Source organism: Bradyrhizobium sp. 930_D9_N1_4 (genome assembly GCF_052076015.1).
Classification (GTDB): domain Bacteria; phylum Pseudomonadota; class Alphaproteobacteria; order Rhizobiales; family Xanthobacteraceae; genus Bradyrhizobium.
The window spans coordinates 6,006,854-6,020,867 of sequence record NZ_CP197236.1 but is presented as its reverse complement, the minus strand read 5'-3'; the positions used below and the strand labels follow the sequence as shown (position 1 = coordinate 6,020,867).

The following is a 14,014-nucleotide window of genomic DNA, read 5'->3' as shown; positions in this document are numbered from 1 at the left end:
CCGCATGGCCCGCCCGCGGGCAGCTTCGCGCAAGGTTCCCGCCCTAATATTTTAGAGGAAGGGGCGCTGGTAAACCCCAGGTTGTTGCAACAGGCTGGTGGCGGTCGACCATGTCCGTAAGTCAGAACTTGCCCAACATCACGATCGGTTATTCCCGCGGACGGCTGCTGATGTTTTTCGGCGGCAATTTGCTGCTGACGCTGCTCTGTGCCGGGCTCGCATTCACCTGGCAGCAGGGCAAGGGCGTCACCACGTTCGAGCTCGCCGCCTGCTATGTCGGCGCGGTGTTTTTCGGCCTTGCCACCTGTCGGATGCTCTGGCGGCTGACCACCGCCAGGCAGCCCGTGGTGTTCATCACCCGCGTCGGCATTCGCGACACCAGGCTCGCCGAGGAGACCATCGCCTGGAGCGCGGTGAGGAAGATATTGCTTTCAGAGCAGCGCACGCAGAAATGCGTGGTGCTCAAGGTCGATCCGCTCATCGCTCAGCGATGCTCCGGGGGATTTCTGACGCGCGCCTTGATGAACAAGGCACTCGGCGCCGACGGCGTGATCGTCAATGCGGGCGGCCTGACCATGGACGTCGAGACCTTGCTCGAGACCTGCAAGCAATATTGGGGTGCCGGGCGACCGGCCCCTGTGGACGAGCCTGTGGCGGTGGCTGAGCTTGCGGCTGAGCCCGTCAATTAAGCGGGATGCGGCTTGGCGCCGCTGTCTCCGCCGTCATTGCGAGGTGTCGTAGGGTGGGCAAAGGCGCAACGCGCCGTGCCCACGATCTCTCTACGCAATTGATAGACATGGTGGGCACGCTTCGCTTTGCCCACCCTACGGATGCCTCACCGCAGGCTGGCGTTGAACTTGTCCAGCGCGGCCGAGCCCGGGCACAGCGTGTCCGCTTCCAGCGTGTTGAGCGGCGTCTCGACCGTGTCGAGATGCGCGTGCAAATCTTCCGCATCGGGATCGACGTAGAGCAGGCCGGTCACGATCTGGCCCTTGGCGGCGTGCCTCGCGAGGAAGGTCTGGGCGCCGAGCCGGTCATGCGGATCGTAGTCGGCGTCGATCTTGCGTAGCGCGATCTTGCTGCCGTCGTGCTGCTCGACCACCTGCACTGTGCCAGGCGCATAGTCCACCGCAATGGGATCGCGGCCGACCAGCACGTCGAGCCGGTTCACCGCGTCATTGTGCTCGCGAACATAATCAAAACTCTTGGTCGAGCCGGCGTGGTTGTTGAAGGCGATGCAGGGACTGATGACGTCGATAAACGACGCGCCCTTGTGACCGATCGCGGCGGCGATCAGCGGCACCAGCTGGGTCTTGTCGCCCGAGAAGGAGCGCGCGACGAAGGTGGCGCCGAGTTGCAGCGCCATCGCGACGAGATCGATCGCGTTGTCGGTGTTGGTGACGCCCTTCTTGCTCTTCGAGCCGCGGTCGGCGGTCGCCGAGAACTGCCCCTTGGTCAGGCCGTAGACGCCGTTGTTCTCGACGATATAGGTCATGTTGACACCGCGCCGGATCGAATGCGCGAACTGGCCGAAGCCGATCGAGGCGGAATCGCCGTCGCCGGAGACGCCGAGATAGATCAGATCGCGGTTGGCGAGGTTGGCGCCAGTGAGAACCGACGGCATGCGGCCATGCACGGTGTTGAAGCCGTGCGAATTGCCGAGGAAATAGTCCGGCGTCTTCGACGAACAGCCGATGCCGGAAATCTTTGCGACCCGATGCGGCTCGATCGAGAGTTCGTAACAGGCCTCGATGATCGAGGCCGTGATCGAATCGTGGCCGCAGCCCGCGCACAGCGTCGAGATCTTGCCCTCGTAGTCGCGATGCGTGTAGCCGAGCTCGTTCTTCTTGAGGCCCGGATGGTGGAATTTCGGTTTTGCAATGTAGGTCATGACACGGCCTTGCGGAGCGGGGTCACCTTGAGGTGATCCTGGTGGTCGCCAATGGCTTTTGCGATGAAACGGGCGGTGATCGGGGTGCCGTCGTAATGCACGATCGGCACGAGGCGGACGGGATCGATGCCGTTCTCGTTGACGATGAGCTGACGGAGCTGCGCGTCGCGATTCTGCTCGACGACATAGACGAAGTCGTGCTCGGCGAGGAAGCTCGCGACGCTGGAGTGGAACGGGAAGGCGCGGATGCGCAGGCGATCGAGCTGATGCCCGCGCGCTTCCAGCAAGCCGACCGCCTCATCCATCGCCGGCGAGGTCGAGCCGAAATAGATCACGCCATATTTGGTCGGCCGTTCCGCGTTGGCCTGCAGCGGCCGCGGCACCAGATCCTGCGCGGTTTCGAACTTGCGCACCAGACGCTGCATGTTGTCGGCATAGACCGAGCCCTCCTCGGAATAGCGCGCATAACGATCGCGCGACGTGCCGCGGGTAAAATAGGAGCCCTTGGTCGGATGCGTGCCGGGATAGGTGCGGTAGGGAATGCCGTCGCCGTCGACATCGAGATAGCGGCCGAAGTCGCGGCCCTCGTCCAGCATCTCCGCGGTCATCACCTTGCCGCGATCATACTGTTTGGCATCGTCCCATTTCAGGGGACGGCAGAGCCGGTGGTTCATGCCGATGTCGAGATCGAGCATCAGGAAGATCGTGGTCTGAAGCCGCTCGGCGAGATCGAAGGCCGCCGCAGCGAACTCGAACGCTTCCGCCGGATCTTCCGGAAACAGCAGCACGTGCTTGGTGTCGCCATGCGAAGCATAGGCGCAGGCGATGATGTCGCATTGCTGGGTGCGGGTCGGCATGCCCGTCGAGGGGCCCGCGCGCTGGATGTTCATGATCACGGCCGGGATCTCGGCGAAATACGAGAGGCCGATGAACTCGGTCATCAGGGAGATGCCCGGGCCCGAGGTCGCGGTGAAGGCGCGCGCGCCGTTCCAGGAGGCGCCGATGACGATGCCGATCGAGGCCAGTTCGTCCTCGCCTTGCACGATCGCGTATTTCGCCTTGCCTGTCTCCGCATCGTGCCGGTACTTCTTGCAGTGGGCGGTGAACGCTTCCGCCACCGAGGAGGACGGTGTGATCGGATACCATGCGCACACGGTGGCGCCGCCATAGACGGCGCCGAGCGCGGCGGCGCTGTTGCCCTCGATGAAGATGCGGTCGCCGACCTTGTCGGATTTCTTGATACGCAAGCCCAGCGGGCATTTCAAATTCTGCAGCGCCCAGTCGCGGCCGAGATGCAGCGCGTGGACGTTGGAGGACAAGAGCTTCTCCTTGCCCTTGTACTGCTCGCCAATCAGCTGCTCGATCAGCTTCGGATCCATGTCGAGCAGGGCCGAGAGCGCGCCGAGATAGATGATGTTCTTGAACAGCTGGCGCTGGCGCGGATCGGTGTAGGTCGAGTTGGTGATGGCGGTGAGTGGCACGCCGATCACGGTGATGTCGTCGCGGAATTTGGTCGACGGCATCGGCTTGGTGGAATCGTAGAACAGATAGCCGCCGGGCTCGATACCGGCGACGTCCTTGTCCCAGGTCTGCGGGTTCATCGCCACCATCATGTCGACGCCGCCGCGGGCGCCGAGATGGCCGTCTTCCGTCACCCGCACCTCGTACCAGGTCGGCAGGCCCTGGATGTTGGAGGGGAAGATGTTGCGCGGAGAGACCGGGACGCCATGGCGCAGGATCGCGCGCGCGAACATCTCGTTGGCGCTGGCCGAACCCGAGCCGTTGACGTTGGCGAAGCGGACGACGAAGTCGTTTACGCTGCTGAGCGGCTTTTTGTCGGACATGTCGAACCTGCGTGAGTCATCTCGATGAAATATTTCTGCATGTCCCAGGCGCCGGTGGGACAGCGCTCGGCGCACAGCCCGCAATGCAGGCAGACGTCCTCGTCCTTGACCATCACGCGCCCGGTCTTCAGGTCGGACGAAACGTAGAGGTCCTGGTCCGGATGCGGCGAGGGCGCCTTCAGCCGATGACGCAGATCGTCTTCCTCGCCGTTCGCGGTGAAAGTGATGCAATCCATCGGGCAGATGTCGACGCAGGCATCGCACTCGATGCAGAGCGAGGTGGAGAATACCGTCTGCACATCGCAGTTCAGGCAGCGCTCGGCTTCGCCCAGCGCGAGCTTGACGTCGTAGCCGAGCTCGACCTCGGCGCGGATGTCCTTCAGCGCGATCACCTTGTCGCGATGCGGCACCTTGTAGCGCTTGTCGTTGGAGATGTCGTTGTCATAGCTCCATTCGTGGATGCCCATCTTCTGCGAGGAGACATGCACGTCCGGCAAAGGCCGCTCGGTGATGTCCTCGCCCGACAGCATCTTGTGAATCGACAGCGCGGCGTCGTGGCCCTGCGCGACCGCCCAGATGATGTTCTTCGGCCCGAACGCGGCGTCGCCGCCGAAGAAGACCTTTGGATTGGTGGAGACGAACGTCGTCGGATCGACCTTGGGCATGTGCCATTTGTCGAACTCGATGCCGCAATCCTGCTCGATCCAGGGGAAGGCGTTCTCCTGGCCGACCGCGACCAGCACGTCGTCGCATTCGATGGTCTGGTCCGGCTCGCCCGAGGGAACGAGGTTGCGCTTGCCCTTGGCATCGTATTCGGCCTTCACCTTCTGGAAGGTGATGCCGGTGAGCTTGCCGTTGTCGTGGACGAAGGCGACCGGGACGAGGAAGTTGAGGATCGGAATGTCCTCGTGCAGCGCGTCTTCCTTCTCCCATGGGGAGGCCTTCATCTCCTCGAAGCCGGAGCGGACGACGACCTTCACCTCTTCGCCGCCGAGGCGGCGCGCGGTGCGGCAGCAATCCATCGCGGTGTTGCCGCCGCCAAGCACGATCACGCGCTTGCCGATCTTGTCGATGTGGCCGAACGAGACCGAGGCCAGCCACTCGATGCCGATATGGACGTTGGCGGCTGCTTCCTTGCGGCCGGGAATGTCGAGCTCGCGGCCGCGCGGCGCGCCGGAGCCGACGAAGATCGCGTCATATTTCTCCGCGAGCAACGCCTTCATGCTGTCGATGCGTTGGCCGCCCTTGAAGTCGACACCGAGGTTGAGGATGTAGCCGGTCTCCTCGTCGATGACGGAATTGGGCAGACGGAATTTCGGGATCTGCGTGCGCATCATGCCGCCGGCTTGCGGATCGCCGTCGAACACGGTGCAGTGATAGCCGAGCGGCGCCAGATCTCGCGCGACGGTCAGCGACGCCGGACCGCCACCGACGAACGCGACACGCTTGCCGTTCTTCGCAGTCGGACGCGGCAGGCGCTGCGTGATGTCGTCCTTGAAATCGGCGGCGACGCGCTTGAGGCGGCAGATCGCAACCGGCGTTTCCTCGACGCGACCGCGGCGGCACGCCGGCTCGCATGGACGATCGCAGGTGCGTCCCAGGATTCCGGGAAACACATTCGATTTCCAATTGATCATGTAGGCGTCGCTGTAGCGGCCTTGTGCGATCAGTCGGATGTATTCGGGAACCGGAGTGTGCGCAGGACAGGCCCACTGACAATCGACCACTTTGTGAAAGTAGTCGGGGGCCGCGATATCGGTCGGTTTCATTCCTACCCTGTCCGCGCAGGCTCAAAGACCCGGCGGCCTCTTTGAGCTTGTCGGACGCTTAACGCGGCTCGATCTGGTTTCTGAATGACGTCATTGGGTTAGCTTATTAGAACCGTTCCGAAGTACAACGGCAAATTTTCGCGATCACATGCTTTCATGGGAGCTGCGCGCGCACAGCATTAACGGCCGCATGAAGTCATGCGGCGCTGCAATATGTTGCGCTGCGCTCCATCCCCGTCATTGCGAGGAGCTCTTGCGACGAAGCAATCCAGATTGTTTCCTCGGAGACAGTCTGGATTGCTTCGCTGCGCTCGCAATGACGGCGGCGGCGGAAGGCGCGGCAATCTCCCGACGTCAGCTCTGTGCGATGTCGCTCTTCGCGAGGTCCCACATCAGGCTGTAAGTGCCGACGGAGACGGGCAGCGGGAAGGGCGCGGCAGCAGGACCGGTGAAGCGCTCGGCGATGACAGCGGAGACCGCTCCGACATGCGTGCCGTCGATCAGCACGAACCAGTCGCGCGCGCCTTCGTTGCGCACCGCCGGAATATCCGCCGTTGCGCCCGACAATTCCGGCTCGCTTTCGAGCAGATGCATCGAGATGATGCCTTCGCGCGTCTCCGGTGCCAGCTTTTCTTGCAGTGCATCACGCCACGCGCCGGCATTGTCGGCCGTCGGCCGCAGCCGCACGAGGCCGAGCGCAGCGCCACGACCGGTGCCTTTGCTGAGGGTGATGCGCGCAACGACGCGCAGCATGTTCTTGAAATGCGCCATGGTCCGCCGCGACCATTCGGTCTGGTTGGCGAGCCGCGCCCGGTAGGCGGGACTGTCGAGCACGTCGAGTGTCGCGGTCGAATACAGCGAGAGATATTTGGGATTGGCGGCATGCGCGACATAGCGCCGCGCCTCCAGAAATCCCTCGATCGCGACACGCTCTTCCAGATGTTCGCGATCGTACCAGCGGTTGAAATCGGCTTCCTCCGCCGCGTCGATATTCATCGACGTCAGCAGCATGCCTTGCCCGGCGAGCGGCATTTTCTTGTTGTCCTTCCCATGCGAACCCTGACCCTCATGGTGAGGAGGCGCGCAAGCGCCGTCTCGAACCATGAAGGCCCCGCTGCTACGTCTCGGCCTTTCATCCTTCGAGACGCGCTCTTCGAGCGCTCCTCAGGATGAGGAGGTAGACCTCAGCGCGCAGCCTTCGACGCGAGATCGGCGATCGACTTCATGACCGCGTCCCGCACGCCGGCATCATAGAGCGAATGCCCGGCTTCTTCCACGATCCTGATCTCGGAACCCGGCCAAACTTTCGCGAGCCGCTCGGATGTCTCAGGAGGACACAACAGATCGTAGCGGCCTTGCACGATGATGCCGGGAATGCCTTCGAGCCGGCCGGCGTTTCGCAACAACTGATCTTCGCTCATGAAGGAGTTGCTGACGAAATAATGCGCCTCCATGAACGGCGTCGCGGGCAGCGTACGCCAGACGTTCAGCGAGGCGAGGTCGATCCGCGTCTTGGCCGCCTTGTGCTCGGACAGCGCGCGCTCGGTGTCGTGCCACGCCCGCGAGGCCGGGCCATGCACGGCCGGATCGGCATCGAGGATGCGGCGCCAATAGGCGTCGATCGGACGTGCGCGCTCTTCCGGCGGCAGCACGCTCAGGAAATCCTCGTACAGCGCGGGATAGAACTGCGACAGGCGCGAGGTGAAGGCGATCTCGACTTCGGTCCGCGTGCCGAGGAAGGTTGCACGCAGCGCAATGCCGGCGACGCGCTCGGGATGGGCCTCCGCATAGGCCAGCGCCAGCGTTGCGCCCCAGGAGCCGCCGACCACCATCCAGCGCTCAAAGCCGAATTTTTCGCGGATTGTCTCCATGTCCGCGATCAGATGCGCCGTCGTGTTGTGCGCGCGCGAGCCTTTCGGACGGCTGCGGCCGCAGCCGCGCTGGTCGAACAGCACCGCATGCATCCGCTCGGGATCGAACAGCCGGCGATGATCGGGCTGGCAACCGCTGCCGGGACCGCCATGCAGATAGATGGCGGGAACGCCCTCAGCGCGGCCGACGCTCTCGACATAGAGCTCGTGGCCGTCGCCGACGTCGAGCATCTCGGAGGTCAGCGGCGCGAAGGGATCGGCGCGTTTGGCCGATGCGGCCGCGTCGGCGTCAGGCATCATTCCCGGATTCCAGAGTGCCGCCGGCGAAATTGCGGTAGAGGAAACGGCTGGTCTCGCCCTCGGCCTCGTGCTCGGCCTGCTTGAAAATGGTTTCGTGCAGCGGTGACAGCGCGCAGGCCGGATCGGTGTTGGCCGCATCGCCCGTCAGCGCAAACGCCTGGCAGCGGCAGCCGCCGAAATCGATCTCGCGGAATTCGCAAGACTTGCACGGCTCCTTCATCCAGCCGGTGCCGCGATAGCGGTTGAAGGCCTCGGAGTTCTGCCAGATCCAGGCGATCGAATGGTTCGAGCGCACGGATTCGAAGTCGAGCCCGGTGATGCTCTCGGCGGCGTGGCACGGCAGCACCTTGCCGGCGGGCGAGATGTTGAAGAACTGCCGGCCCCAGCCGCCCATGCATTTCTTCGGCCGCAGCGCGTAATAGTCCGGCATGACGTAGTCGATCGTCAGCCGTCCCTTGAGCCGTTCGCTCGCCGCTTCGACGATGCGCGTGGTCTCATCGAGCTGTTCCACCGTCGGCATCAGCGCGGCGCGGTTCTTCAGCGCCCAGCCGTAATATTGGACATTGGCGACCTCGAGCCGGTCGGCGTCGAGATCAACAGACATCTGGATGATGTCGGGAAGCTGGTGCAAATTCTGCCGGTGCATCACCGCGTTCACGGTCAGCGGCAGGTCCAGCTCGCGCGTCCACTTAGCGACTTCGAGCTTCTTGCGGTGGCCGCCCTTGTAGCCGGCAACGCGATCGGCGAGACCTTCTTCGATGCCCTGAAAACTGATCTGCACATGGCAGAGCCCGGCGTCGGCCAACTGGCTCAGCCGCTCGCGCGTCAGCAGCACGGCCGAGGTGATGAGGTTGGTGTACAGGCCCACGTCGCTGGCATGCTTCACCAGCTCGACGAGGTCCTTGCGCGCCGTCGGCTCGCCGCCGGAGAAATGCACCTGGAGCACGCCGATCTCGGCGAGCTCGCTCAGCACCTTCTTCCACTCATCCGTCGTCAGCTCTTTGCCGGACCTGTCGAGCTCGACCGGGTTGGAACAATAGGGGCACTGCAGCGGGCAGCGATGGGTGATCTCGAGCAGCACCGCGAGCGGAATGCCGAACGTCTCCGCGGTCGAGCGGCTCTTCTCCAGCACCGCGAGGCTGTCGCTCGCGTCGGGCGGAATGATCGGGAGCACATCGCTCATGGCGTCTTCTCCCTGATCTCGGTGAGAAAGCCCTTGTCGGCGAGATCCTGCAGCATGACGATGACGTCGGCGAGAATCGCCTCGCGCGGCGCGGCATATTTCACGGCCAACTGATCCGACATGTCGCCGACACTGCGCTTGCCGTCGCAGAGCTGCAAGACCTCGACCGCGATCTCGTCGGGCGCCAGCACCCGCTCCGGCGCCAGGATCACCCAGACCTGTCGGGTTTCGTCATATTTCAGCTTGGCATGCCGCGGCAGCACCGGGCGGCTTGCCTCGCTGACGCTGATGTTCCGCGGCCCGGCCATCGCTCGTGTTCCTTAACCCGCTTTGGGCACGAACGCGCCCGGCGGAATGTGGCCCTCGACATAGGCGTGCTGGAGCGCGTCGAGCTGCACCCATAGCACGTTGGTCTTGAAGATCAGCGCGTTGCACACTTGGGCGCGCTGCTCCGGTGTCGTCGCATGCGCCTTGACGTAGTCGAGCGCGAAACCGGCATCGCGCGGCGCCTGCGCCAGCCGCCGCTTGAAATAGCTCATGATGTCAGGATTGACGAAGTCGTAATGCTCCAGCATGCCGGAGATGCGCTCCTCGTGCAGGTTCGGCGCGAACAATTCGGTGAGCGAGGAGGCGATCGCCTCCAGCGGCGACTTCTCGCGGCAGTAATGCACGTAGGCTTCCACCGCAAAGCGCGTCGCCGGCAAGATGCCCTCGGTCGATTCCACATAGCCCGGGTCGAGGCCGAGGCCACTGGTCAGCTTCAGCCAGCGCTCGATGCCGCCTTCGCTGCCGACATCGCCGTCATGGTCCTCGATGCGGTGACGCCATTCCAGCCGCGTGGCGCGGTCGCGGAAACGCGAGATCACCACCGCGTCCTTGATCGGGATCGTGCTCTGGTAATAGTAGCGGTTCAGCGCCCAGGCCTGCACCTGGCCCTTGTTCAGCTTGCCGCCGTGCAAGAGCTTATGGAACGGATGCAAGCTGTGATAGCGCGTCGCCCCGATATGGCGCAGCGTCGCCTCCAGCTCCTCCGCCGAGTTGAGGCGGATGTCCTTGCCGACAGAGAGCGCGGTCATTCCAGTCATGTTTGGTCCAGTCTTGGACGCGGCATTCACAACACGATCTCCGTTCCGTCCGTCGGTATCTGCCAGCCCGCGGCCTCGAGCGCCTGGCGCTCCGGCGTACCGGGCAGCAGCGCCGGATTCGAGTTATTGATATGCAGAAACATCTTCCTGTCGAGTGTGAGGTCGGCCAGCCGCGCGATCGCGCCGTCGTCACCGGACATCGCGACATGTCCCATACTCTTGCCGGTCTTGTGGCCGAGGCCTGCCTTGATCATCTCGTCGTCCTGCCAGACCGTGCCGTCGAAGAACACCAGCGACGCGCCGTCGATCTCGGCCTTGAGCGCGTCGGTGACCTCGGCGCAGGCGGCGATGAAATAGAAGCACTTGCCGCTTGCCTTGTCGGTGATCTTCAGCCCCAGCGTATCACCGTCGCCGCTCTCGCCGCCGGGATGGGCCTTGCCTTCGAGATACCACGCCGATTTGCCCGGCACCGCAAAGGGCAGCACTTCGAGGCCTGAGCGCGCGCCATCAGGCAATCGCGGCTCGAACGGCTCGCTGATTCCGACCGGCTGACGTTTGACTTTCTTCTCGTTCAGCACGTTGAAGATGCTGTTGCTGGCCAGGATCGCCAGCACCTTCTCGTGCGCATAGACGGTGAACGGCGAGCCCTCGCGCATCGAGAGCAGGCCCGCCACCGCATCCACTTCGCTGTTGGTCAGGATCACGCCTGCAACAGGCGTATGGCGCAGCGCGCCCGCCTTGGGATGCAGCTGCGGCGTGGCATTCAATTGCTGGCGTAGGTCAGGGGAGGCGTTGATCAGGAACCAGTGCTCGCCGTCGCCGCTGAAGGCGACCGAGGCTTGGGTTCGAAAAAGGTCATGTCCGCCAGCACGGGCCGCCTGGCAGCCCTCACACCCGCAATTCCATTGCGGGACTCCGCCGCCAGCCCCGGCGCCCAGGACGACGACGCGAAGCATACTACGTCTCCTGGAGGCAATGTCGCGAGGTGGACCTCACGCCGACACAAATCCTGACGTCCGGACATGCATCGTGACCGAAAGATCCACCTGCGCAGAACGCAAATTCACCAACCGCTTACTTGCGGATGGCGCTCACATACATGTTGATTTCCATGCCGCAGGGCACTTCGACGATCTTCGGGGCTTTCCAGGCCATTTCGGCTCTCCATATTCGCGAATTCGGACGTATCCGCCCAAGGGATAAAGTAATGCGGGCGCAAAAGTTCGCCAGTGAAATTTTCCCGAGAAAGTCATGTTGCGCCGCAAAAAATCATGGTGGAACATCACTTCTGGAGACGCTGCCTTGCGCCTGGCGCATTCGGTCGCGAACCCTGTCCTGATAAAGCAGTTGTGAGTTCAGTGCAGCTTTCAATCCGGTACAGGCGACCCAAGTGGAATTCGGTGATGCCCAAATACTTCTTCAACACCCGCATCGGCGACGAATTGATCGTGGATCCTGAAGGAGAGGACCTGCGCAACCCCGACCGCGCCTGGGAGGTCGCCCGCCAGATGATCCTCGAAGTCGTGAAATCCGAGGGCGCCCAGCCGGCCCTGATGGAGGCGGTGATCGAGGTCACCGACGACGACGGGGAAATCGTGCTCGAATTCCCCTTCACCGAGGCCCTGCTGGACATGCCGGACCAGTCCGCCACGAGGCATTAAGCGCCACCCCCCGCTCTCTCCCCGTCATTGCGAGGAGCGTAGCGACGAAGCAATCCAGACTGCTTCCTCGGAGGCAGTCTGGATTGCTTCGCTGCGCTCGCAATGACGGAGAATGAGGCGCCAAACCCGCCCTTCGCCCCTGCGAAATCCGCATGGCTTTGCTGCGTTCCCGGCGCTAAAAGACGCCGGTCATACGGAGCAAGCCATGCAAGATCTCTGGCGCCTGTCGGCCGCCGACCTCGCCACTCTCGTCAGGTCCAAAAAAGTGTCCGCCCGGGAGGCCGCCAAGGCCGGCCTCGCCCGCCTGGATGCCGTCAATCCCGCGCTCAACGCCGTGATCGACCACCGGCCCGAGGACGTGCTCAAGCAGGCCGATGCCGTCGATGCCGCCATCAGCAGGGGCGAGGATCCCGGCGTGCTCGCCGGGGTCCCCGTCACCATCAAGGCCAATGTCGACCAGGAGGGCTTTGCCACCACCAACGGCCTGAAACTCCAGCGCGACCTGATCGCGCGCGAGGACAATCCGGTGGTCGCCAATTTCCGCAAATCCGGCGCCATTCTCCTGGGGCGCACCAATTGCCCGGCCTTCTCCTACCGCTGGTTCACCACCAATCTGGTCCATGGCGACACCAAGAACCCGCGCGATGCCTCGTTGACGCCGGGTGGCTCGTCCGGCGGCGCCGGTTCCGCGGTCGCGGCCGGCATCGGCCACATCGCCCACGGCACCGATATCGCCGGTTCGATCCGCTATCCCGCCTATGCCTGTGGCGTGCACGGCCTGCGCCCGACGCTCGGCCGTATCCCCGCCTTCAACCCGGCGCTGCCGGAGCGCCCGATCGGGCCGCAGATCATGGCAGTCTCGGGTCCCTTGGCGCGCACCGTGAACGACCTCCGCATCTCGCTCGCGGCCATGTCGGCCCGCGACATCCGCGATCCCTGGTTCGTGCCGGCGCCGCTGGAAGGCCCGGCCGTGCCGAAGCGCGCCGCGCTCTGCCTCAATCCGGACGGCCTTGCCACCACGCCGGAGGTGAAGGCGGCGGTGATCGACGCCGGCAAGCGGCTCGAGCGCGCCGGCTGGACCGTCGAGACGATCGAGAACACCCCGCCGATGCGCGAAGCCGTCGAATGGCAGCGCAAGCTCTGGCTCGGCGACGCCTATGAAGCACAGCTCGAAATGGCCGAGCGCGAGGGCGATCCCGGCGCGCTGGCCTGTCTCCGCGGCAACCGCGCCAAGGTGACGCCGATGGACCAGGCCAATTACGCGCAGGCGCTGACCCGCCGTGCCACGTTGACGCGCGACTGGATGCTGTTCTTCGAAAAATATGCCGTCGTGCTGACGCCGGTCTCCGGCGAGTTGCCGTTCCCCGATCACCTCGACCGCAAGGATGCGGCATCGTTCGAGCGCGTCTGGGAAGCGCAGATGCCGCAGATCGCGACGCCCTTCATGGGCCTTCCGGGCCTCGTGGTCTCCACCGGCCTCGTCGGCAAGGCGCCGGTCGGCGTGCACATCGTCTCCGGCCGCTATCGCGAGGATCTCTGCCTGCTCGCCGGCGAAGCGATCGAGGCCGGCGGCGTGCCGCCGTCGCCGATCGACCCCGTAGGTTAGCGATGTCTGCGATCTACGACTTCAAGGCCAACTCGCTTGCAGGCGAGGAGGTGCTGATGAAACGTTTCGAAGGGCAGGTGCTGCTGATCGTCAACACCGCGAGCAAATGCGGCTTCACGCCGCAATATCGCGGGCTGGAGGATCTGCACCGCGATCTGTCGCCGCGCGGCTTCGCGGTGCTCGGCTTTCCCTGCAACCAGTTCGGCGCGCAGGAGCCGGGGCCGGCGAGCGAGATCCAGGCGTTCTGTTCGACGCATTACGACGTCACTTTTCCCTTGTTCGAGAAGATCGACGTCAACGGCGCCCACGCGCACCCCTTGTATGAGTACCTGAAGCATCAGCAATCCGGCCTGCTCGGCGCCTCCATCAAATGGAATTTCACCAAATTCCTGGTGGACCGTGCCGGAAAGGTGGTCGCGCGCCATGCGCCGACCGCAAGGCCCGAAGGACTGCGGAATCAAATCGAGACCCTGTTATGAGCGAGACAATCATGAGCGACGAATTTCCGGACCGCCTGTCGGTCGACCCGAACAGCCCCTATTACAACGCGGATATCCTGTCGCGCGACGTCGGCATCCGCTTCAAGGGCGTCGAGAAAACCAATGTCGAGGAGTACTGCATCAGCGAAGGCTGGGTCCGCGTCACCGCCGGCAATGCCAAGGACCGCCGCGGCAACCCGCTGACCATCAAGGTGCACGGCCCGGTCGAGCCGTATTTCAGGGACAAGAAAGCAGACTGACGCACGCACTCTCTCCTCGTCATTGCGAGGAGCCCTTGACCTCTCCCCGTCATTGTGGGGAGCGC

The 14,014-nt window shown here is 63.9% G+C and carries 15 protein-coding genes; 5 read left to right on the top strand and 10 right to left on the bottom strand.

Annotated features, from left to right (window positions below; translation table 11 throughout):
* Positions 1–110: 110 nt before the first annotated feature.
* Positions 111–689, top strand: coding sequence for an STM3941 family protein (locus AB7532_RS28675; RefSeq protein WP_441238037.1), 579 nt, complete (start codon positions 111–113; stop codon positions 687–689).
* Positions 690–835: 146 nt separating this feature from the next.
* Here the strand turns inward: AB7532_RS28675 and AB7532_RS28670 are convergent, their stop codons facing one another.
* The 10 genes from AB7532_RS28670 to pqqA form a co-directional block, all read right to left on the bottom strand.
* A complete protein-coding gene (locus AB7532_RS28670; protein WP_441238036.1) occupies positions 836–1,891 on the bottom strand; it encodes a 2-oxoacid:ferredoxin oxidoreductase subunit beta in 1,056 nt (351 codons plus the stop codon).
* Positions 1,888–3,735, bottom strand: coding sequence for a 2-oxoacid:acceptor oxidoreductase subunit alpha (locus tag AB7532_RS28665; RefSeq protein WP_441238035.1), 1,848 nt, complete (start codon positions 3,733–3,735; stop codon positions 1,888–1,890). The genes AB7532_RS28670 and AB7532_RS28665 overlap by 4 nt, the downstream gene beginning before the upstream one ends.
* Positions 3,705–5,504: an FAD-dependent oxidoreductase gene (locus tag AB7532_RS28660; protein ID WP_441238034.1), complete on the bottom strand. Its 1,800-nt coding sequence runs from the start codon at positions 5,502–5,504 to the stop codon at positions 3,705–3,707. The genes AB7532_RS28665 and AB7532_RS28660 overlap by 31 nt, the downstream gene beginning before the upstream one ends.
* Positions 5,505–5,858: 354 nt before the next feature.
* Positions 5,859–6,536, bottom strand: a complete 678-nt coding sequence (locus tag AB7532_RS28655) for a hypothetical protein (protein ID WP_441238033.1) — start codon at positions 6,534–6,536, stop codon at positions 5,859–5,861.
* A 152-nt stretch (positions 6,537–6,688) separates the two neighbouring features.
* Complete coding sequence (gene pip, locus AB7532_RS28650) at positions 6,689–7,675, bottom strand: prolyl aminopeptidase (RefSeq protein ID WP_441238032.1); 987 nt, start codon at positions 7,673–7,675, stop codon at positions 6,689–6,691.
* Positions 7,665–8,858 carry a pyrroloquinoline quinone biosynthesis protein PqqE gene (pqqE, locus tag AB7532_RS28645; protein WP_441238031.1) on the bottom strand — a complete coding sequence of 398 codons (1,194 nt, stop codon included), beginning with the start codon at positions 8,856–8,858 and terminating at the stop codon, positions 7,665–7,667. Before pqqE ends, pip begins: the two co-directional genes overlap by 11 nt.
* Complete coding sequence (gene pqqD / locus AB7532_RS28640) at positions 8,855–9,166, bottom strand: pyrroloquinoline quinone biosynthesis peptide chaperone PqqD (protein ID WP_441238030.1); 312 nt, start codon at positions 9,164–9,166, stop codon at positions 8,855–8,857. Before pqqD ends, pqqE begins: the two co-directional genes overlap by 4 nt.
* A gap of 12 nt (positions 9,167–9,178) precedes the next feature.
* Positions 9,179–9,934, bottom strand: a complete 756-nt coding sequence (gene pqqC, locus AB7532_RS28635; protein ID WP_441239372.1) for a pyrroloquinoline-quinone synthase PqqC — start codon at positions 9,932–9,934, stop codon at positions 9,179–9,181.
* Positions 9,935–9,969: 35 nt separating this feature from the next.
* The gene (gene pqqB, locus AB7532_RS28630; protein ID WP_441238029.1) at positions 9,970–10,899 is read right to left on the bottom strand and encodes a pyrroloquinoline quinone biosynthesis protein PqqB; all 930 of its coding nucleotides are present in this window, start codon (positions 10,897–10,899) and stop codon (positions 9,970–9,972) included.
* 118 nt (positions 10,900–11,017) lie between these two features.
* The gene (gene pqqA / locus AB7532_RS28625; protein ID WP_172786990.1) at positions 11,018–11,098 is read right to left on the bottom strand and encodes a pyrroloquinoline quinone precursor peptide PqqA; all 81 of its coding nucleotides are present in this window, start codon (positions 11,096–11,098) and stop codon (positions 11,018–11,020) included.
* Positions 11,099–11,346: 248 nt separating this feature from the next.
* Here pqqA and AB7532_RS28620 point away from each other — a divergent pair, with 248 nt between their 5' ends.
* From AB7532_RS28620 to AB7532_RS28605, 4 genes are all read left to right on the top strand, one after another.
* The gene (locus tag AB7532_RS28620; RefSeq protein ID WP_441238028.1) at positions 11,347–11,604 is read left to right on the top strand and encodes a DUF6894 family protein; all 258 of its coding nucleotides are present in this window, start codon (positions 11,347–11,349) and stop codon (positions 11,602–11,604) included.
* A gap of 205 nt (positions 11,605–11,809) precedes the next feature.
* A complete protein-coding gene (locus AB7532_RS28615; RefSeq protein WP_441238027.1) occupies positions 11,810–13,210 on the top strand; it encodes an amidase family protein in 1,401 nt (466 codons plus the stop codon).
* 2 nt (positions 13,211–13,212) lie between these two features.
* Positions 13,213–13,689, top strand: a complete 477-nt coding sequence (locus tag AB7532_RS28610; RefSeq protein WP_441238026.1) for a glutathione peroxidase — start codon at positions 13,213–13,215, stop codon at positions 13,687–13,689.
* The gene (locus AB7532_RS28605) at positions 13,686–13,949 is read left to right on the top strand and encodes a DUF3297 family protein (protein ID WP_441238025.1); all 264 of its coding nucleotides are present in this window, start codon (positions 13,686–13,688) and stop codon (positions 13,947–13,949) included. Before AB7532_RS28610 ends, AB7532_RS28605 begins: the two co-directional genes overlap by 4 nt.
* Positions 13,950–14,014 lie beyond the last annotated feature (65 nt).